Source organism: Niveispirillum sp. FG148, from assembly GCF_057809655.1.
Window position 1 is genome coordinate 41631 of sequence record NZ_JBMDKJ010000020.1, and the last position, 19768, is coordinate 61398.

General features: G+C 63.6%; 15 protein-coding genes and 1 tRNA gene. 8 read left to right on the forward strand and 8 right to left on the reverse strand.

Annotation, left to right across the window (positions count from 1 at the left end):
- Nucleotides 1-83: 83 nt before the first annotated feature.
- The 5 genes from ACODTW_RS19150 to ACODTW_RS19170 all read right to left on the reverse strand — a co-directional run bounded on the left by ACODTW_RS19150 (nucleotide 84) and on the right by ACODTW_RS19170 (nucleotide 8950).
- Nucleotides 84-3158: a TonB-dependent receptor domain-containing protein gene (locus tag ACODTW_RS19150; RefSeq protein WP_488947666.1), complete on the reverse strand. Its 3075-nt coding sequence runs from the start codon at nucleotides 3156-3158 to the stop codon at nucleotides 84-86.
- Nucleotides 3159-3610: 452 nt separating this feature from the next.
- Entirely contained in the window at nucleotides 3611-4969 is a 1359-nt protein-coding gene (gene mgtE / locus ACODTW_RS19155; RefSeq protein ID WP_488947668.1) for a magnesium transporter, read from the reverse strand.
- A 440-nt stretch (nucleotides 4970-5409) separates the two neighbouring features.
- Nucleotides 5410-7692: an NADP-dependent malic enzyme gene (locus ACODTW_RS19160; protein ID WP_488947670.1), complete on the reverse strand. Its 2283-nt coding sequence runs from the start codon at nucleotides 7690-7692 to the stop codon at nucleotides 5410-5412.
- Between the two features lie 336 nt (nucleotides 7693-8028).
- A complete protein-coding gene (locus ACODTW_RS19165; RefSeq protein ID WP_488947672.1) occupies nucleotides 8029-8637 on the reverse strand; it encodes a class I SAM-dependent methyltransferase in 609 nt (202 codons plus the stop codon).
- A gap of 228 nt (nucleotides 8638-8865) precedes the next feature.
- Nucleotides 8866-8950: transfer RNA gene (locus ACODTW_RS19170), tRNA-Leu, on the reverse strand.
- A 181-nt stretch (nucleotides 8951-9131) separates the two neighbouring features.
- On the opposite strand from ACODTW_RS19170, the gene ACODTW_RS19175 reads away from it, so the two are divergent.
- From ACODTW_RS19175 to ACODTW_RS19185, 3 genes are all read left to right on the forward strand, one after another.
- A complete protein-coding gene (locus tag ACODTW_RS19175; protein WP_488947673.1) occupies nucleotides 9132-10241 on the forward strand; it encodes a branched-chain amino acid ABC transporter substrate-binding protein in 1110 nt (369 codons plus the stop codon).
- A 279-nt stretch (nucleotides 10242-10520) separates the two neighbouring features.
- Nucleotides 10521-10943, forward strand: a complete 423-nt coding sequence (locus ACODTW_RS19180) for a response regulator (protein ID WP_488947674.1) — start codon at nucleotides 10521-10523, stop codon at nucleotides 10941-10943.
- Nucleotides 10944-11169: 226 nt separating this feature from the next.
- The gene (locus tag ACODTW_RS19185) at nucleotides 11170-11409 is read left to right on the forward strand and encodes a hypothetical protein (RefSeq protein WP_488947675.1); all 240 of its coding nucleotides are present in this window, start codon (nucleotides 11170-11172) and stop codon (nucleotides 11407-11409) included.
- 100 nt (nucleotides 11410-11509) lie between these two features.
- Here ACODTW_RS19185 and ACODTW_RS19190 read toward each other — a convergent pair whose 3' ends face one another.
- The 3 genes from ACODTW_RS19190 to ACODTW_RS19200 all read right to left on the reverse strand — a co-directional run bounded on the left by ACODTW_RS19190 (nucleotide 11510) and on the right by ACODTW_RS19200 (nucleotide 14079).
- Nucleotides 11510-11959 carry a DNA polymerase III subunit chi gene (locus tag ACODTW_RS19190; protein ID WP_488947676.1) on the reverse strand — a complete coding sequence of 150 codons (450 nt, stop codon included), beginning with the start codon at nucleotides 11957-11959 and terminating at the stop codon, nucleotides 11510-11512.
- Nucleotides 11960-11968: 9 nt separating this feature from the next.
- Nucleotides 11969-12487, reverse strand: coding sequence for a hypothetical protein (locus ACODTW_RS19195; RefSeq protein WP_488947677.1), 519 nt, complete (start codon nucleotides 12485-12487; stop codon nucleotides 11969-11971).
- Nucleotides 12488-12585: 98 nt separating this feature from the next.
- Nucleotides 12586-14079, reverse strand: a complete 1494-nt coding sequence (locus ACODTW_RS19200; RefSeq protein ID WP_488947678.1) for a leucyl aminopeptidase — start codon at nucleotides 14077-14079, stop codon at nucleotides 12586-12588.
- Between the two features lie 171 nt (nucleotides 14080-14250).
- Between ACODTW_RS19200 and lptF the strand changes: the two genes are divergently transcribed.
- From lptF to rsmA, 5 genes are all read left to right on the forward strand, one after another.
- Nucleotides 14251-15414, forward strand: coding sequence for an LPS export ABC transporter permease LptF (gene lptF, locus ACODTW_RS19205; RefSeq protein ID WP_488947679.1), 1164 nt, complete (start codon nucleotides 14251-14253; stop codon nucleotides 15412-15414).
- Between the two features lie 5 nt (nucleotides 15415-15419).
- Complete coding sequence (gene lptG / locus ACODTW_RS19210) at nucleotides 15420-16514, forward strand: LPS export ABC transporter permease LptG (RefSeq protein WP_488947680.1); 1095 nt, start codon at nucleotides 15420-15422, stop codon at nucleotides 16512-16514.
- Between the two features lie 65 nt (nucleotides 16515-16579).
- Nucleotides 16580-17872 (forward strand): peptidylprolyl isomerase, encoded by a 1293-nt coding sequence (locus ACODTW_RS19215; protein WP_488947681.1) that lies wholly within the window; start codon nucleotides 16580-16582, stop codon nucleotides 17870-17872.
- A gap of 4 nt (nucleotides 17873-17876) precedes the next feature.
- Nucleotides 17877-18893 (forward strand): 4-hydroxythreonine-4-phosphate dehydrogenase PdxA, encoded by a 1017-nt coding sequence (gene pdxA, locus ACODTW_RS19220; RefSeq protein WP_488947682.1) that lies wholly within the window; start codon nucleotides 17877-17879, stop codon nucleotides 18891-18893.
- Nucleotides 18890-19738 (forward strand): 16S rRNA (adenine(1518)-N(6)/adenine(1519)-N(6))-dimethyltransferase RsmA, encoded by an 849-nt coding sequence (rsmA, locus tag ACODTW_RS19225; RefSeq protein WP_488947683.1) that lies wholly within the window; start codon nucleotides 18890-18892, stop codon nucleotides 19736-19738. The genes pdxA and rsmA overlap by 4 nt, the downstream gene beginning before the upstream one ends.
- The last annotated feature ends 30 nt before the right edge of the window (nucleotides 19739-19768 follow it).

The following is a 19768-nucleotide window of genomic DNA, read 5'->3' on the forward strand; positions in this document are numbered from 1 at the left end:
GCGATGCAGGGCATCGGCCGGACCTTGAGCAAGTTTGGGAAAGAGTCCGGCGCGGCGGTGGCCGCGCCGGAAGCCCTGAAGCATCAGAAGCTGTACTTGAAGCCGCCATAGAAGAAGCGGCCCTTGTTCTGGTACATGCCGGAACCCTCGCCCGTACCCGTAACGCCGAACGGCGGATCGCGGTCGGTCAGGTTGTTGACGCCCGCATACAGGTTCAGACCATCCGTGAGATCGTAGGCGACGCGGATGTCATGATAGAACATGTTCGGGTACCACAGCTCCGTGCCGTAATCCGGGTTCTCCGGCGGACGGCCCTGGACCGAACGGATGGCTTCGATCGTCGGGATGGCCATGCGGCCGATAAAGTTCATCCCATAGCTGAAAGCCCAGGCACCGGTCATGAACTTGGCCGAGAAATTGGCCGACCATTTCGGGTCGCCCAGTTCCCACAGGATCTGATCCTTGAACTTCCGATCCTGAACGTTCGGGAAATTATCGCGCTGACGGACATAGGTCGCGATGGCGCGGGTTTCCAGCGAGCCGACATCACCGATGTCGGTGTTGTAGTTCAGTTCGAAATCGACACCGCGGGAAACGCGGCTGGCAAAGTTCAGAGAGGATTGCAGGATACCCTGCGGCACGAAGAAGAACGCGTTGCTCTCGCCCGTGCGCGGGTTGATGCTGCCGGCCGGCTGACGCTTGATCAGGGCGCAGAACGCATTGTCCAGGCTGGCCGAGTCATAGCAGAGATTGACGATCTGCTGCGCCGACACCGAGGCGATGACGTTGTTCACCTTGATATCGAAATAGTCGACGGTCAGGGACAGACCGGAGACGATATCGTCCGGGGTGAACACGAAGCCCAGGGTCTTGGACTTCGACTTCTCTTCCGTCAGCAGCGGGTTGCCGCCCGACAGGATTTCAGCCGTCTGCAAACGGGCCAGTTCATTGATGAAGCCCGTCGGGATGCCAGCGGCTGCGCAGTTCTTGGCACGGTTGGCATTGCCGCTGCTGATATAGTTCACATCGCAGGGATCGTTGATCGACGCGAAGTTCTGCGTCTGCGACTCGTACAGTTCGCTCTGGTCCGGAGCACGGACGGCGACGGAGTAGTTACCGCGGAAGCGGATCCAGCTGTGCGGGGACCAGGTACCGCCGGCATTCCAGGCCAGAACGGTGCCGGTTTCGCCCTTGTAATCCGCGACGCGGACGGCGCCCTGTGCCGACAGTTCCTGGAAGAACGGCACATCCTTCACCAAGGGGACGTTGGCTTCGGCATAGGCTTCCTTCACCTCAAACGCCGGCGGATCGAATTCCGGAATGGCGTTCAGGAAGGTGGCACCGTCACGCACCAACTCGTCGAATGCGTAATAGGAGGTCTGACGACGGTATTCCGCACCGGCGGCGAAACCGATGGGACCGGCCGGCAGTTCGAACAGGTCGGAGCTGTCACCGGAGATGAAGCCACCGGCAACCAACTGCTTCTGCATGCCCCGGTAGCTGGACGTCGTCATCACATAGTCCAGGGCTTCCTGGGACATGGCGCCTTCGCCGAACACATTCATCGGCACGCACTTGGCCACGTCGTCTGCCAGATACTTTTCCAGGCTGGGATCGATGGCTTCGCGGGCCGACGGATCGGCGGTCACGCGGCAGACGATCTTGCCGGTGCTGTCACGGACGGCGTCGGTAGCGAACTGGTAACGCTGTTCGATACGGTTGCCACCGGACTGCATCTTGCTGCGGAATTCGCCGTAGTTCAGCGAAATCTCGTAATTCCAGTCGTCGTTGAACTCACCCTTGGTGCCGACGACGGCGCGATAGGTTTCGCGGGTCGTCGTCTCGTCACGGCTGCCCATGTCGAGATTGTTACGGTTGACCGAGAAGGTGCGCGACGCCGACGTGCCCGGGATCAGCGAATTCAGCTGGGTCCGCGCCTGGCTGGTCAGGAACGGGTTGTCCAGGTGGATGATCAGGTCGCCCTGGCTGAAATTCGGGCTGGACTGCTGCTTGACGTCGTTACGGACATACTTGGCTTCGAAGAACGGCACGAAGGCCGGCGAAACCTCGTAATGGCCCAGCGTATTGACGGCCAGACGCTCGATGCCCGGCTGCAGCTGACCGTAACGGCGCAGCGTCGTGCCATCGCCGCCATCGCTGTTGTTGGCGAAGGTCCGGAAATCGGTGGTGCCGTAGTTGGCTTCCTTCAAGGTGCCGTCAGGCTGGAAGCGGAACACGCGCGGGATGTTCCCGCCGGGCTTGCAACGGGCTTCACGCGCCGCACCGGTCAAGCTTGCCGGGCAGGATGCAACGTAGGAGCCGCCTTCGCTCAACAGGACGTTCCGAATATCCTTCACGAACACGCGATCGGGGATGCCGTCAGTGCCGCCCGGCTCACCGGAGGTCGGCTCATTGATGACGAAACCGGCGCGGCTGCGCGACCAGTCGCGGTCCATCATCATCAGTTCATTCTGGTCGGCATATTCGACGGACATCGCGACATTGCCGCGGCCTTCGTCAAAATTGCCGCCCGTGGTGGCGCTGACGAAATAGCTCTGCGCATCGCCATGGCCGGTCAGGCCATATTGCGAACGGATCACCGTGCCTTCGAAATTATCCTTCAGCACGAAATTCACAACGCCGGCGATGGCGTCGGAACCGTAAATGGCCGAGGCACCACCAGTTACCACGTCGGTCCGCTCGACCAGGTCGGTCGGGATCATGTTGACGTCAACGGTGTTGGAGCCTTCCGACGCACCAACATGGCGACGCCCGTTCTGCAGCACCAGCGTGCGCGAAACACCCAGGCCGCGCAGGTCCAGCAGGTTCAGGCCGGCGGTGCCGATGAAGCGGGTGGAATTGGCGCTGCCATAGGTCGAGCGCAGGGCCGGCAGATCGTTCAGCACGTCGCCGAGCGATACGTTACCCGTGGCCTGCAGATCCTCACCGGACACGCTGGTCACCGGAACGGCGCTGTCGACGTTGGGTCGACGGATGCGCGAACCCGTGACGACAATTTCTTCAATACCGACGGACTGGTTGCTGGAAGCTGGAGCCGTCTGAGCCGAAGCCGGCATACCGGTCAGCAGAATAGCGGTGGCGCCGGAAAGCAGAACGGCGCGCAACGCGCGGTCCGACGCGCTGTGTTGGATTGTCATCTCTTACCCCATTGTAGTTCCCCGCCGGTGTCCGCCGACATTTCCCCAGGCCGAACGGAATTCATCCCTTGCAGGTTGGTACCAGTTAACGACGACGCAGGGGCCAGCGACAAGAACGGTGGGCTCCAATCGTGTAAACAGATTCAGCGCTGTTGCATTCCTGCAATACGTACGCAATATTAGAATCATATTTCATAATAAATGAAATTTCCGTATGAATCGAAAAGATTATTTACCTATTTTGTAATTTAATTGCCGAACATATTGTCCCGGCCTACCCGCGATGATCAGAAATCATCCATCAGTCGGATATAAAGTTACAAATTTCGGCCCATGCATACAATCGGGTGCAATCATTTGGGCGGGAACGTTACAAAATGGTCTGGTAAGCCTGTTACAGACTTGGCCGCCCAGCCCATGCCTAGGCCGTTGGTTATAGCCTTTTCATCCGCTCAGAGCAGAATCAAGGTCGCCAATCCCAGGAAGGACAGGAATCCGACGACGTCCGTGACCATGGTCAGGAACACGCCCGACGCCACGGCGGGGTCGACCCGAATCCGATCCAGCAGGAAGGGGATCAACCCCCCGCAAAGCCCGGCACACAGCAGATTGATGATCATGGCACCGGCAATGACGATCCCGATCAGCGGATTGCCGAACCAGGCATAGGCGATGCCGCCGACAATGCCGGCCAAAGCCAAGCCGTTCAGCAACCCGACCAGCACTTCCTTGCCGATCACGCGGGCAGCGTTGGCGCTGGTCAACTCCTTGGTTGCCAAGGCGCGCACCGCCACCGTCAGCGCCTGGGTACCAGCATTGCCGCCCATGCTGGCCACGATGGGCATCAGCGATGCCAGCGCCACAACCTGGGCAATGGTGCCGGAGAACTGGTTGATCACCGTCGCTGCGATCAGGGCCGTCACCACATTTACGGCCAGCCAGCGGAACCGGGAGCGGGCCGTCGACAGCACGGCCCGGTAAAGATCATCCTCCCCCACGCCGCCCATGGCCAGAAGGTCTGCTTCCGCCTCCTCCTCGATCACGTCCACCACATCGTCGACGGTGATGACGCCCACAAGCCGATCCGCCCTGTCCACGACCGGCGCGGACACCAGCCCGTAATTGCGGAACAGCCGGGCCACTTCCTCCTGGTCCATGGTGACGGGAATCCGGTGGATGTCCTGGTGCAGAATCTCGTTCAGCTTTATACCACGCCGGGCCCGCAGCACGCGTGACAGGGGCACACTGCCGACAACGCGGTGCATCGGGTCGACGATGAAGATATCGTAGAATTCCTCCGGCAGGTGACTGTCGTCGGTCGTGGCGGCTGCCCGCAGATAGTCCAGCAGTCCCCCGACAGTCCAGAATTCCGGCACCGACACCAGTGCGCGTCCCATCAGGCGACCGGCGGAATATTCTGGATATGTCAGCCCCTCCTCTACCAGCGCCCGTGCCTCGGGCGGCAGGTTGGACAGGATGGAGAGCTGTGCTTCCTCGTCCAGATCCTGGATGACATCGACTGCGTCATCGGTATCCAATTCCGCCACGGCTGCGGCCAATGCCTTGGGCTCCAGCCGTTCCATCACCTCTTCGCGCAGATCGACGGAGAGGTAGGCGAGGATTTCCCCGTCGAAATCCGGTCGCAGCAAGGCGATCAGCAGGTCGCGCCGGTCGTCGTCCGCCTGCTCCAACAGATCAGCAATGTCGGAGGGGTGCAGTGCCGCCAGGGCGGCGGCAGCAGCGTCCCTCTCATCGGCCGCCAGCAGGGCTTCCACTGAATGCGGCGGCAGATCATCCGGCATCCTTGCCATGGGCCGGTCTCCCATTCTCTGGTTTCAACGGATATCCGATGGCGGATATCCGTCCCCGGTTATCAACGGGCGTGGGCGGGCGCTGGTGGGAAATGCTGCCCGGCCAGGGCACACAATTCTTCCGCGCTTGCATCCCACCGTGTCGCGACCGCCCAGAGGTCGTAATAGGGACGGGCCCGCCGGATGATGGCGACTTTCAGAAAGCCGGCCTCTGTCAGCATATGGCCCAGTAACGGCCGGGTGAAACCCGACCTGTGGGCCATATGCGTAACACCCCGGCGCAATGCCGGACGATGACCGTATACCACCTCAGTGGGGGCGACCGGTCCCGCAGCCGACAAGGGGAAGGTTCTTCATGTGCCTGTCCCCTGCCTCTCCTCCGTCCCCACTTCCCTCCGGCTGTACCACGGGTCCGGCAGCAGCGATACAGCGGCGTCGCCTCAACCGTTGATGGGGGTGTGCATCTGCGCGTCGATGACGGCCAGGGCCGACATGTTGACGATGCCGCGCACGGTCACGGACGGCGTCAGGATGTGCGCCGGCTTGGCCGCCCCCAGCAGCACCGGACCGACGGCAAGGCCGTCACCCAGCACCTTCAGCAGATTGAAGGACACGTTGGCGCTGTCGCGGTCGGGCATGACCAGCAGGTTGGCGGACCCGTTCAGGCGGCTGTTGGGGAAGATACGGCTGCGGATTTCCGGGCTGATGGCGGCGTCGGCGTGCATTTCGCCCTCCACCTCCATGTCCGGGCAGCGGGCCCTGATGGCCTGCAGCGCCTCCCGCATCTTCACCGCGGACATGTCCGCGTGGCTGCCGAAGCTGGAATGCGACAGCAGCGCCACCTTCGGGGCCAGACCGAAACGCCGCACTTCTTCCGCCGCCATGTCGGTGATTTCCGCCAGATCGGCGGCGGTCGGGTTGGCGTTGACATAGGTGTCGGTCAGGAAGAACGTGCCGCGGTTCAGGATCAGAACCGACAGGGCCGCCATGACGCGGGCCCCCTGCTTCTTCCCGATCACGTCATTCACATGCTTCATGTGCCAGTCATAAAGGCCAACCGTGCCGCAGATCAGAGCGTCGGCCTCCCCCTTTTCCACCATCAGCGCCCCGATGACGGTGGAATTGGTGCGCACCACCTGGCGGGCGCGGTCGGGCGACACGCCGCCACGTTCCATCTTGCGGTGATAGGTCTGCCAATAATCATTGTAGGCTGGGTCGTTCTGCGGGTCGACCAGACGCACATTGTCGCCCAAGCGCAGGCGCAGGCCCAGCTTTTCGATACGCCGGGCCACAACCTCGCGGCGGCCGATCAGGATCGGCTGCCCGATACCATCTTCCAGGACCTGCTGGGCGGCGCGCAGCACCCGTTCCTCCTCACCCTCGGCATAGGCGATGCGGCGCGGATCGGCCTTGGCCTTGGCGAAAACCGGCTTCATCAGCAGGCCGGAGCGGAAGACGAACTGGCCCAGCTGTTCGCGATAGGCGTCGAAATCCTGGATGGGGCGTACGGCCACACCGCTGTCCATGGCAGCCTTGGCCACGGCCGGCGCGATTTCCAGGATCAGGCGCGGGTCGAAGGGGCGCGGGATCAGATATTCCGGGCCAAAGCTGGGCGGTGCCTCCCCATAGGCCATAGCAACGACGTCATGCACTTCCGCCTGGGCCAGACGGGCGATGGCCTTCACCGCGGCAATCTTCATCGCCTCGTTGATGGTCGTGGCCCCGACATCCAGCGCGCCGCGGAAGATGAAGGGGAAGCACAGGACATTGTTGACCTGGTTGGGGAAGTCCGACCGGCCGGTGCCGACAATGGCGTCGGGACGGGCGGCCTTGACCTCGTCCGGCATAATCTCCGGCGTCGGGTTGGCCAGCGCCATGACGATGGGCCGCTCGCCCATCTTCTTCACCATGTCCTGGGTCAGCACGCGGGGCGCGGACAGGCCCAGGAAGATGTCAGCGCCGCCGATGATATCGTCCAGCGTGCGGGCGTTGGTGGCCTTGGCGTAACGGTCCTTGCGTGGGTCCATCAGTTCGGTACGGCCCTGATAGACCACGCCCTTGATGTCGCTGACCCAGACATTCTCCACCGGCAGACCCATATCGACCAGCAGGTCAAGGCAGGCCAGTGCCGCCGCCCCAGCGCCGGAACAGACCAGTTTCACATTGGCAAAGTCGCGGCCGGTCAGCTTCAGTGCGTTGGTGATGGCGGCGGCCACGATGATGGCGGTGCCGTGCTGGTCGTCATGGAAGACGGGAATGTTCATGCGCTCGCGCAGCTTGCGCTCCACATAAAAACATTCCGGCGCCTTGATATCTTCCAGATTGATGCCGCCGAAGGTCGGTTCCAGGGCCGCGATGACATCGACCAGCTTGTCGGGGTCCTTCTCGCTGATTTCGATATCGAAGACATCGATGCCGGCGAACTTCTTGAACAGAACGCCCTTGCCTTCCATCACCGGTTTGGATGCCAGCGGGCCGATATCGCCCAGGCCCAGCACGGCCGTGCCGTTGGTGATGACCGCCACCAGGTTGCCGCGGCTGGTATATTTGGCCGCATTGGTCTCGTCCTCGACGATCGCCTCGCAGGCATGCGCCACGCCGGGCGAATAGGCCAGCGCCAGATCGCGCTGTGTTGCCAGTGGCTTGGTCGGTGTGACGGCGATTTTACCGGGGACAGGCAGGCGATGGTAATCAAGCGCCGCGTCGCGGAAGGCGTCGGTCATTTAGGGGGGCACTCCAGCAACCTGAACGGATTTTTATTGGCTCTTAGTTAGGCCCGACACGGTCCCGCTGTCCAGCCATAGGGGAATGCGGTCCGCGGGAAGCAGGCAAACAAGAATGGACGGCACAACATTCCGTCGTGCCGTGTCTGCCCATGACAAAGAGATGTCGATCCCTGTTCCGGGTCTTGCCAATCCGTGGGGATCAGGACCTGTCGCTCTGGCCCTGCGGTGCCAGGGATCGCCGTTCGCCCGCCGGGGTACGGCCGAGGCACCGATGCACACAAATCCAGACGGCAGTGCATTCGGCGCACCGCCGCCTGGCCTTAACAGTCGGTTTTAAAAGTCACGCCGCAGCAGGAAGGCCCAATAAGTGTCGGGTCCGCACTTGACGATGGGGTTAACGGCGGTCGCTTCGACGATGCTGAACCCGGTCCTGACCATCAGGCTTCGCCAGGCAGTAAGGCCAAAGACACTGTAGTGATTTGGATTTTCCTGGTGCTGTGCCGTCGTATCAGGTGCCGGCACCTCGACATAGACGTGGCCGCCCACACGGGTGAGGCGAAAATATTCAGACAGCGTGAACAGAGGGAACGGGCTGTGTTCCAGTACGTGCCGGCACCACAGCAAATCAAAGGACTGATCAGGATATTCCAGAAAGCTCTGGTCGGCTTCGATCACATCATAGCCGGCTGCCTTGCAGACATCATAATCGGCACCGATGGTCACACCAACCGCCCTGGCCCCCGCATCCTTGAAATGCTTCAAGGCCACGCCCTGGCCACAACCGACATCCAGAATATCCATGTCGGCCTTGATGACGCCCTTTTCGCGCAGGCTGTTTACCATGACAGCGGTGATTGTGATCGCGGGCTCGGTCGGAGGCTCTGCGTAGATCTCGCCGCGAAGGCCATCCAGGAACTTATCCAATCTCGAAAAGTCGCGCACGATTCACACTCATGGTTTCCAGGAGCGTTTATCTATGCACAGTTATAGGCAAAAAGAAATACACCTAACGACCAGCCAGCAGGGGTATAACCATATGACACCTTGCCATTGACTTAGAACATCCGTTTCACCTGCAACGATCCTGTCCGGGGTGCTGCGATTGTGCCGGGGCCATAGAAGCACGAAGCCCCGGAACATCGCTGTTCCGGGGCTTTCGCATCTGGGTCATGGTGCGGCCGAAAAGACTCGAACTTTCACGGGTTGCCCCACAGCGACCTCAACGCTGCGCGTCTACCAATTCCGCCACGGCCGCAAACACATGCCGGAAGACCGCTTCGGGCTTATCGCCCCCGGCGGTTGGCGGTGGATAGCAAATCGGACGCTGCGCTTCAAGCACCAATCGTCACGGTGCCGCCCATGTACGGATTTGACGGGAAAGGACCCCGTGATAGCTTCACCTTCACGGACAAAGCCCTCGCAGGAGATTGGCGACAATGAATTTGAAGAAGAGCTTCGCCGCCGCCCTGGCGGCCGCAACCATGTTGACCGCGTTGCCGGCCTTTGCCGACACGGTTGTGGGCCTGGTGGCGCCGTTGACCGGCCCCAACGCTGTCTTTGGCGAACAGATGCGCCGCGGCGCCGAAATGGCCGTGGCCGACATCAATGCCAAGGGCGGCCTGCTGGGCGAGAAGCTGAAGCTGGTCAATCTGGACGACGCATCCAATCCCAGCCAGGGCGTCGCGGTTGCCAACAAGCTGGCCACCCAAGGCGGCGTCGCTGCTTTCGGTAACTTCAATTCCGCTGTCTCCATCCCCTCCTCCAAGGTGTTCGCGGACGAGGGAATCATCATGATCAGCCCCGCTTCCACGAATCCGCAACTGACCGAACAGGGCCTGGACACGGTGTTCCGCACCTGCGGCCGTGACGATCAGCAAGGTGATGTGGCCGCTGCCTGGCTGCTGAAGAATCACAAGGATGGCAAGGTCGCCGTCATCCATGACCAGACGACCTATGGCCGTGGTCTGGCGGAAGCGACTCGCGCGGCGCTGAAGAAGGGCGGCAAGACGGAATCCATGTTCGACGCCGTCAATGTCGGCGACCGTGACATGTCGGCCCTGGTCACCAAGATGAAAGACGCGGGAATCAACGTCGTCTATTTCGGTGGTCTGCACACCGAAGCGGGCCTGCTGGTCCGCCAGATGGCCGATGCGGGGCTGAAGGCCGTGTTCATGTCGGGTGACGGCACCGTGAACCAGGAATTCTGGAACATCGCCGGTGCGTCGGCCGAAGGCGCGCTGGTGACGTTCGGCAACGAATATCGCGACAAGCCGGAAGCCGCCGACGTGGTGAAGCGTTTCCGCGCCGCCGGATTCGAACCGGAGGCATATACGCTTTACACCTATGCGGCGGTTCAGGTCTGGGCCGGCGGCGCCGCCAAGGCCAAATCAGTGGATTCCGAAAAGGTGGCCAAGTCCATCCGTGACGGTGAATACAGCACCGTGATCGGCCCGCTGTCCTTTGATGCCAAGGGCGACCGTAAGGTCACCGACTATGTCGTCTACCGCTGGACCGCCGGCAAATATGCGCCGATTCCCGGCCAATAATCCCCCGTCCCGGTGATCGTAACCGATCACCGGCCTCAAGCGCCGGCATCGCCATCCATAAATCCCTGACCAAGGCCCCTGTTTCCAATCCCGGACAGGGGCCTTTTTCATGACGGGCGAACGCTGATCGCCGCTGCAGCAATGGAAAACTTGCCTTTCGGCCTATCCAGGTTACGGACAGTTGGGCGGGTTGCGTGCCTTGCATTGTTACCGTATTGAAAATAGCAGCAACCATGCAAATGCACGCAGTCCCTGCGTGCAAGCCTGAGGGGTGGCCTCGTGGGTTCAGTGCTGCCGTCTGATATGCCGGTCCGGGTCCTGATCGTCGAAGACGACGCCTTGGTGGCACTTGGCGTGCGGCTGACGCTGACTGAACTTGGGTTCGATGTGGTGGGTATCGCCGCGTCCGAGTTGGAGGCGCTGTCGGCGGCGGCGGCGGAACGCCCGCACCTGGCGCTGATGGATATCCGGCTGCGCGGCGCCAATGACGGCGTGCAGGTGGCCCGGCGGCTGTGGCTTGAAAAGGGGGTGCGAAGCGTATTCCTCTCCGCCTACGCCGATGAACAGACCATGGAACGGGTCGCACAGGCCAAGCCCTTGGGCTTTGTGCAGAAGCCCTATTCGGCCCCGCAATTGCGCACCGCCCTGGATCTGGCTTGTAATCGGTTGCGGCAGGACGCGATTGCCACTGCAAGCCTTTGAATTACCCAGCCAATGGCATGGGATTGCCGCAATCTGTTGAGAGTTTGATCATGTTGGCGGCAGGATATTGGGCAGATTGCCGGAAAAATGATCGCTTCGGTGAAAAAACTGTACCCAAACTGTTGTCATTCTAGACTCAACGCTTCAAGGTTGGTGCGTTGAAGCGTACCCGGCGATGGGGGGATGGGCCCCCGGCCGCCGGCCACGATAAGCGAAGGAGCGAACAATGCGCGTGCTTCCCCTGGTTTTTTCCGGCCTGATGGTCCTGGGCCTGGCTGCTTGCGGTCAGAAGCAGAAGGAGGCGGCGCCCGCCGCTCCGGCCCCGGCTGAACAGGCGGCTCCCGCCACGCCCGCCCCTGCTGCCCCGGCTGAAACCACCACGCCCCCGGCCACCCCGGCGGAAGGCACCACTGCTCCGGCCCCCGAGGCCCAGCAGCCCGCCCCGCCGCCGGAAGAGAAGAAGTAAGACGCAGCCGCGATTCTATTGCGGCATGGCGATCAGGGCCGGGCACCGTCGGGGTGCCCGGCCCTTTTCGTTGGTGGATGGCGCAAAGGCTCCCGAAAAATCAGGCCTTCTTTTCCCAGCCACCACGTTCATTCTGTTGCCAGTAGGTCAGATCGTGGCCGCCGGCCTTCGCCTGACGCCAACGGTCACGCGCAGCGGCGACGGCTTCCGGATCATTGCCGTCGAACAGGTCGCAGACCAGTTCATATTCGCCCAGCAGATTGCTGGAGGTGCCATCGGTCAGCAACAGCACATGGGCCGCGTTGGTGCGCGCATCCAAGGACTGGATCAGGATGGGCTGGTGCGCCGCGTTCCCGTCCTTGGGTGTGCCATGCGGCAGGAAGCTGTCGGGCCGATAGGTCCACAGATGCTGACACAGCGCCTCGGCCCGTTCTTCGCTGGCCGTCATCACCAGCACCCGCCAGCCGCGTTCAAGCGACTTCTCCAGCAATCCCGGCAAGGTCTGTTCCAGGGTGCGGCGGGTCAGATGATAGAAACGCAGTTCGGTCATCGCTGAGAATCAGCGCAACGGGAAGGGGTCGAAATCCACTTCCTTGGCCAGTTCGACCAGATGTTCCACCGTGCCGGTGCGTGTGGTCAGCATGACAATGCCGTCCGTGCCCACCGGGATCTGGATCTGGTAAAGCGGCACCTTGGCTTCCGGATAGCGGATGACGATGGCCTTGCGCCCGGCGACATTCTCAATCTTGCCGTTGGGCGGCAGGGTGGACGGCACCTTGACCGATCCCATGATCGCCTTGAACAGGGTCGGGCTGCGGGCAGTTCCCACCGTCACCTCCACCTCCCCCTTCTTGTAGACCGCCTCGGCCGTCGCGGCGGAGTACATGGGCAGGGCACCGGTTGCCGGTCGCACCTCTCCGCGCTTCCAGCCATCAACCCGGCGCGGCAGGGCGTCGCTCATGCTGTCATTGACCTTGGCCTTGACTTCCTCCTGCGCGGACACGGGCGTCGTGGTTGCCGCCAATGCAAGCGGCGCAGCCAAAAGGGCCAGGACAAGGGGAAGGACGGTGCGACGCATCAAACCAGCTCCAGCAAAGGCTGAGATCTCGGAAACACAGGAAAGCATAGGTGAAGGCCGGGGGCGGCTGCCACCCCCGGCCTTCGCCCTATCCGGCCTTACCCTTCGTAATGGGTGGCGACCAGATTATCCAGCAGGCGCACACCGAAGGCCGTGGCACCCTTCGGCACGGCCCCCTTGGCTTCCTTGGACCAAGCCGTGCCGGCGATGTCCAGGTGCGCCCACGGCACCTTGTTGACGAAGCGTTGCAGGAACTGCGCGCCGATGATGGAACCGGCCGTCATCGGACGGCCAATGTTCTTCACATCCGCCACGTCGCTGTCGATGTCCTTGTCGTAGGCGGGCGACAGCGGCAGGCGCCACAGCTTCTCACCCGTCTTCAGACCGGCTTCAGTCAGCTTGGTCGACAGGTCGTCATCGTTGGAGAACAGGCCGGCATGTTCATTGCCCAGGCTGACGATGATGGCGCCCGTCAGGGTCGCCAGATCGACCATGAACTTGGGCTTGAACTGGTCCTGGGTGTACCAGAGGGCGTCGGCCAGCACCAGACGGCCTTCGGCATCGGTGTTCAGCACCTCGATCGTCTGGCCCGACATGGTGGTGACGATGTCGCCCGGACGCTGGGCATTGCCGTCCGGCATGTTTTCCGCCAGGGCCACGACACCCACGGCATTGACCTTAGCCTTGCGGCCGGCCAGGACGGCCATCAGGCCGACGACGGTGCCGGACCCGCCCATGTCCCACTTCATCTCGTCCATATTGGCGGCGGGCTTGATGGAGATGCCGCCGGTGTCGAAGGTGATGCCCTTGCCGACGAAGGCGACCGGGGCGTCGTCCTTGGCACCGCCATTCCACGTCATCACCACCAGACGCGGCGGCTGGACCGAGCCCTGGCCCACGCCCAGCAGCGCGCCCATGCCCAGCTTCTTCATCTTCTTCTCGTCCAGGACCTCGACCTCCAGGCCCAGCTTCGTCAGTTCCTGGCAGCGTTCGGCCATGGACTGCGGATAGAGGACGTTCGGCGGCTCGGACACCAGATCGCGGGTCAGGAAGATGCCGTCGGCGATCTTTTCCAGCTTCTCCCACACCTTCTTGGCGGCCTTGGCCGCGTCGGTGCCAACCGTCACCTTCTTGATCGACGGCTTCTTGTCGGCGGCCAGCGTCGTCCGGTACTTGTCGAACCGGTAGGAACGCAGCAAAGCACCGAACGCCGTCTCTGCCGCCAGTTCGCCTGCATCGCCCGACAGCCCGTCATGGGCGTCCAGCGTCACGGTCAGGTCGGTTTCGCCCGACAGGCTGACGGCGGCATAGGCGGTGGCACCGGCATTGTTGGCCTTCAGCGGGCCGAACTCCGCCGCCGTACCGATTCCCACCAGCACCAGGCGGGCGACGTCCACACCCGGCGGGGCGACCAGGGTCAGCACCTCGTCCGGCTTGCCGGCGAACCGGCCCTGCTCCATGGCACGGGCAATGAACCCACCGGACTTCTGATCCAGCTCACTGCCGAAGGCGCCCAGGGCGCGGTCCGCGGCGACGGTGATGGCCAGGGCGCCCGATTTCGGCAGGCCGGGCGAGGAGAAGGCGATTTTCATTCCGGGGCTCTCTTTGTTGTTGGACCGTCTGCATGGGCGCTGACGGTTGTGTGCATGGCAGGGAGTCGATAAAGAACAGCCTCGTGACCGTGTCAAGGTCGGGCAGGGTCAAAATCGATGGGTCCGCCACGTTCAGGACGCAATCGCCCCTTAAGGGCCATGGATAGCATAATGCCGTCCCGCCCGCGCGGGGCCCTTTGGGAAATGATGAACCAGATCAACCGCTACCTGCTTCGCCATCTTGTGCTGGCCACTGCCGTGGTCACCGGCGGCCTGTCCGCGGCCATCTGGCTGACCCAGTCATTACGGCTGGTGGAAATGGTGGTGGAAGGGGGCGCCGGATTCGGCATGTTCCTGCATCTGGCCGTGCTGTCGCTGCCGGGTTTCCTGGGAATCGTCCTGCCCTTCGGCGTGCTGACAGCCGTGCTGTTCACTTATAACAAGCTGACACAGGAAAGCGAACTGGTGGTCATGCGCGCCGCCGGCCTGGGTCCGATGGCACTGGCGAAGCCGGTGCTGGTGCTGGCCTCCGGCGCCATGGTCGCCTGCTATCTGCTGTCGGTCTATATCGGTCCGGCCGCGCAGCGACAGCTTGTCGCCCTGCGCCAGACGGTGCGCAGCGACATGTCGGTCGCCCTGTTGCGCGAAGGCGCCTTCAACGAACTGGGCGACAAGCTGACCATCTATATCCGCGACCGGCTGCCCGACGGCACCTTGCAGGATATCCTGATCCACGACACCCGCGGAGAAGGCATTTCCACCACGGTCGTGGCGGCCCGCGGCACCCTGACCGACAATGATGGGGTGCAGCGCGTGCTGGTCCATGACGGCACCCAGAGCAAGTTCTATGAGGCGACGGGCAAGACCGAATGGCTGGAGTTCGAACGCTATGCCATTGACCTGCAGTCGTTACGGCGCGAGTTGCCGGCGCGCTGGGTCGAACCCCGTGAAAGGACGCTGGCGCAGCTGTGGACACCATCGGCCGATCCCACCGACCAGCGCTTCGCCGGCCGTCTGCGGGCCGAACTGCATAACCGGCTGGCCTCCCCGCTGCTGGCCGTGTCCTTTGCCGTGATCGCCCTGGCAGCCCTGTTGCCGGGTGAGTTTTCAAGACGGGGGCAGACCCGACGCATCACCATCGCGGCCGTGGGCGGGCTGGTCCTGCAAAGCGCCGTCATCGGCATGGTCAACCTGATCGCCAAGGTTCCGCAGATGGCCGTACTGCTTTATGTCGTGGCCCTGGCCCCCATTCCCATCGGGGTCTGGTACCTGCGTATGGGCCGGATGAAGACGCCGCCGGCCATCCCCGCCCCGTCGTCGTCCAGGCAGGGGTGAAGCGGATGCGCCTGTTCTCCACCCTGTCCGGCTATATCGGTCGCCAGTTCCTGATCTGGTTCGCGGCGGGCCTGCTGTCGCTGCTGGCCCTGATCTATCTGCTGGATACGGTCGAATTGCTGCGCCGTGCCGCCAACCGGCCGGAAGCCACATTCGACATCGTGGTTACCATGGGGCTGCTGAAGCTGCCGGAAATCGGGCAGGAGATCTTCCCCTTCGTCATACTGTTCGGCGCCATGTACACGTTCTGGCGCCTGACACGCACGCATGAGCTGGTCGTGGCGCGGGCCAGCGGCATCAGCGTCTGGCAGTTCACGGCCCCCGTCATGGCCTGGGCCGTCATTATCGGGATCGTGCTGGTGACGGTGCTGAACCCGATCTTCGCCGCCATGCTGACCCGGTTCGAGCGGATGGAGAACAAATATCTGCGCGGCCAGACCTCCTCCCTGGATGTCGGGCGGTCCGGACTGTGGCTCAGCCAGTTGACGGAGGACGGCGCCTATCGCATCCATGCGGAATCTGTGGTTCCGGGGACGCTGGAGATGCGGCGGGTGACCGTGTTGCTGTCGACACCGCAGGAACGCATGTCGGCGCGCCTGGATGCCGCAGCGGCGGCGCTGACACCCGGCTATTGGGACCTGACGGAGGTCTGGTTCAATCAGCCGGGCCAGCAGTCCCGCTTCCTGGCGCGCTACCGGCTGCCCACCGACCTGACGGAACAGAAAATCCAGGACAGTTTCGCTCCGCCCGACACGCTGTCTTTCTGGGCGCTGCCCGGCTTCATCAACACGCTGGAACGGACCGGCCTGTCGTCGGTCCGTCATCAGCTGCACTGGCATACGCTGCTGGCGCAACCGGTGCTGTTCGCTGCCATGGTGCTGCTGGCGGCCGCCTTTTCCCTGCGCCAGATGCGCGGGGGCGGCACTATGGCCCTGGTGTCGGGCGGCATCGCCACGGCGCTGATCCTGTTCCTGGTCAAGGATGTGATCATGGCGCTGGGCTTGTCCGGTTCCATCCCTATCATTCTCGCCGCCTGGGCACCGGCCGGGGTGACGCTGCTGCTGTCCATCGCCGCCCTTCTGCACACAGAGGACGGCTGACCGCCGGTACGCTTTGCCTTTGGCCGTGCAAGTCTCTATAAGAACCCCCGCAACGACGTAAGACAGTGATCCGACCGACCATGAAAAGCTTCGCGCGCACCGCCCTGATCGGGGCGACCGCCCTTTCCGTCGCCCTCCTGTCCGGCACCAATGCCTGGGCACAGGCGGCGCAGGCCCAGCTTGGCCGGATCGCAGCCGTGGTCAATGAGGAGCCGATCACCGTTGCCGACGTCGAAGGACGCATGCAGCTTGCCATGGTGTCGTCGGGCCTGCCCGACACGCCGGAAAATCGGCAGCGCATGCTGCCCCAGGTCATCCGCCTGCTGACGGACGAGGCCTTGCAGATCCAGGAAGCGCGGGAACGCAAGCTGACCGTGACCGAGGATGAGCTGAACGACGATCTGACGGCGGCGGCACAGCGCAACCGCATGGATATCGAACAGCTGAAGGCCGCGCTGGCCCAGGCCGGTGTGCCGTGGGCGACCATGCGTCAGCAGATGCTGGCGCAGATCGCCTGGGGCAAGGTCGTGCAGCGCGTCGTGCGCCAGCAGGTGACCGTGCCGGAGAGCGAGGTCAACGCCTATATCGAGCGTGTCCGCGCCAATGCCGGCAAGCCGGAATATCAGGTCGCAGAAATCTTCCTGGCCGTCGACAACGCCGCCAGCGAACCCGAAGTGCAGAAGCTGGGTGAGCGGCTGGTGGAGCAGATCGGCCGGGGTGCCAATTTCGCCGCCGTCGCCCGCCAGTTCTCACAGGCCGCCGGTGCCGCCACCGGTGGCGACCTGGGCTGGATCCAGCAGGGCCAGTTGGAGGAGAATCTGGACCGCGCCCTGCAGCAGATGCAGAAGGGGCAGTTCTCGCGCCCCATCCGCGGTTCAGCCGGCTATCATATCCTGTGGCTGCGCGATCAGCGCATCGTGGCCGCCGGCGACCCGAAAAACATCCAGGTCGCCATCCGCCAGTTCGTCGTGCCCATCGCCGATCCGTCCAAGCAGGACGCCGCCTATGACGCGGCCAAACAGGTCAGCGAACAGGCCCGCGGCTGCGAAGCGCTGGAACAGGCGACCCAGGCCGTGCCCGGCGCGCAGATCTTCACGCAGCCGCTGGCCCGCCTGGGCGATATCCCCGAACAGATCGCACAGCTTGTCGGCTCGCTGGGCGTGGGGCAGTCCACGGCGCCGCTGATGACCGACCGTGGCGCCATGCTGCTGATGGTCTGTGACCGCGTCGTGCCGGAAGGCAGCCTGCCGCCGCCCGACCAGGTGCGCAACATGCTGTTCCAGGAACGCATGGATTTGCAGCAGCGCCGCTATCTGCGCGATCTCCGCCGTCAGGCCACCATCGAAACCCGGATGTGACGCCATGGCTGCACCGCTGGGCCTGACCATGGGCGAACCGGCGGGCATCGGTGGCGACATCGCCCTGAAGGCCTGGACGGAAAGGGGGGCGGCATCGGTGCCGCCCTTCGTCTTGCTGGACGATCCCGATCGTATCCGGGCGCTGGCCGCCCGGCTGGGGCTGGATGTGCCCGTGACGCTGGTGACGGAAAACGGGCTGGACGGGGTTCCGGCCCTGTTTGCGCATTCTCTGCCCGTCCTGCCGGTACCGCTGGCCACACCTGTCACCTATGGCACACCTGATCCCGCCAACGGCGCCGCCGTGATCGCCGCCATCGACCGGGCGGTTTCCCTGTCGCGCGACGGCAAGCTGTCGGGCGTGGTGACCAACCCGATCCAGAAAAGTGCCCTTTATGCCTGTGGCTTCCGCTGGCCGGGACACACGGAATATCTGGCGCACCTGGCGGGCCTGCCCGATGACGGCACCGTCATGCTGCTGGAAGGGGGCGGGCTGCGCGTCGTGCTGGCCACCATCCATATCGCGGTGAAGGATATCGCCCGGCATCTGACATCGGATGCCATCCTGCATGTCGCCCGCGTCACCGCCGCCGCCCTGACGGCCGATTTCGGCATCCCGGCGCCGCGCCTGGCCGTAGCCGCCCTGAACCCGCATGCGGGAGAGGCCGGCGCCATGGGACGGGAAGAGATTGAGATCATCCGCCCAGCCGTGGAGCGGCTGCAGGCCGATGGCATCGACGCCGCGGGCCCCTTCCCTGCCGACACTCTGTTCCATGCCGGTGCCCGCGCCCGCTATGACGCGGTGGTCTGCATGTATCATGATCAGGGGCTGATCCCGCTGAAGACCCTGGATTTCGACACGGGCGTCAATATCACGCTGGGCCTGCCGTTCGTCCGCACCTCACCCGACCATGGCACGGCCCTGTCGCTGGCCGGTACGGGTCAGGCCAGCGCCTCCAGCCTGATTGCCGCCCTGCATGCCGCCGCACGGATCGCCGCGCGCCGGCAGGAGATTGCCCCATGAGTGACGGCCGTGACCTGTCCCATCTGCCGCCGCTGCGCGATGTCATCGCCACCCATGATCTGGCCGCCAAGAAGGCGTTCGGTCAGCATTTCCTGCTGGATCTGAACGTCACCCGCCGCATCGTGCGCGAAGCGGGTGATTTCACCGGCGTGAATATAGTCGAGGTCGGGCCCGGCCCCGGCGGCCTGACCCGCGCCCTGGTGGAAAGCCCGGCCGCCAGCATCACGGCCGTGGAACGCGATCCGCGCTTCGCCAGCGCCCTGGCCGATGTGGTCGCAGCCTCGGCCGGGCGGCTGCGGCTGATCGAAGCCGATGCGCTGACTGTGGACCCGGTCGATCTGGTCCCCGCCCCGCGCGCCGTCGTCTCCAACCTGCCCTATAATGTCGGCACGCCGCTGCTGATCGGCTGGTTGAAGCGGATGGGGGAATATAAGTCGCTGACTTTGATGTTTCAGAAGGAAGTGGCCGACCGCATCGTCGCCGGCACGCGCACCGACGCCTATGGCCGGCTGGCCGTCATGGCGCAATGGGTGGCGCATTGCCGCAATCTCTATGATCTGCCCGCCCGCGCCTTCACCCCGCCGCCCAAGGTGGACAGCGCCGTCGTCCACCTGACCCCGCGCGACCGCCCGGCCGACGATCCGGATTTCGCCACCATGGAAGCCCTGGTGGCGGCCGCCTTTGGCCAGCGCCGCAAGATGCTGCGCGTGGCCCTGAAGTCGGTGATGAAGGAACCGGAGCCGCTGCTGCTCTCCGTCGGCATCGCCCCCACCGCGCGGGCGGAGGAGATCGACGTGGCTGGTTTTGTGGCGCTAGCCAAGGCGTGGAAGCCGAAGGCCGCCTGAAATGAAAAAGGGGCCGGCTGCGAACCGGCC

Excerpts from the sequence above, each read along its gene's own strand:
- ACODTW_RS19190 (WP_488947676.1), bottom strand. The coding sequence starts at position 11,959 with ATGACCGAACTGCGTTTCTATCATCTGACCCGCCGCACCCTGGAACAG.
- ACODTW_RS19195 (WP_488947677.1), bottom strand. The coding sequence starts at position 12,487 with ATGCGTCGCACCGTCCTTCCCCTTGTCCTGGCCCTTTTGGCTGCGCCG.
- rsmA (WP_488947683.1), top strand. The coding sequence starts at position 18,890 with ATGAGTGACGGCCGTGACCTGTCCCATCTGCCGCCGCTGCGCGATGTC.
- lptG (WP_488947680.1), top strand. The coding sequence starts at position 15,420 with ATGCGCCTGTTCTCCACCCTGTCCGGCTATATCGGTCGCCAGTTCCTG.
- lptF (WP_488947679.1), top strand. The coding sequence starts at position 14,251 with ATGCCGTCCCGCCCGCGCGGGGCCCTTTGGGAAATGATGAACCAGATC.
- ACODTW_RS19200 (WP_488947678.1), bottom strand. The coding sequence starts at position 14,079 with ATGAAAATCGCCTTCTCCTCGCCCGGCCTGCCGAAATCGGGCGCCCTG.
- ACODTW_RS19175 (WP_488947673.1), top strand. The coding sequence starts at position 9,132 with ATGAATTTGAAGAAGAGCTTCGCCGCCGCCCTGGCGGCCGCAACCATG.
- mgtE (WP_488947668.1), bottom strand. The coding sequence starts at position 4,969 with ATGGCAAGGATGCCGGATGATCTGCCGCCGCATTCAGTGGAAGCCCTG.
- ACODTW_RS19160 (WP_488947670.1), bottom strand. The coding sequence starts at position 7,692 with ATGACCGACGCCTTCCGCGACGCGGCGCTTGATTACCATCGCCTGCCT.
- pdxA (WP_488947682.1), top strand. The coding sequence starts at position 17,877 with ATGGCTGCACCGCTGGGCCTGACCATGGGCGAACCGGCGGGCATCGGT.
- ACODTW_RS19150 (WP_488947666.1), bottom strand. The coding sequence starts at position 3,158 with ATGACAATCCAACACAGCGCGTCGGACCGCGCGTTGCGCGCCGTTCTG.
- ACODTW_RS19185 (WP_488947675.1), top strand. The coding sequence starts at position 11,170 with ATGCGCGTGCTTCCCCTGGTTTTTTCCGGCCTGATGGTCCTGGGCCTG.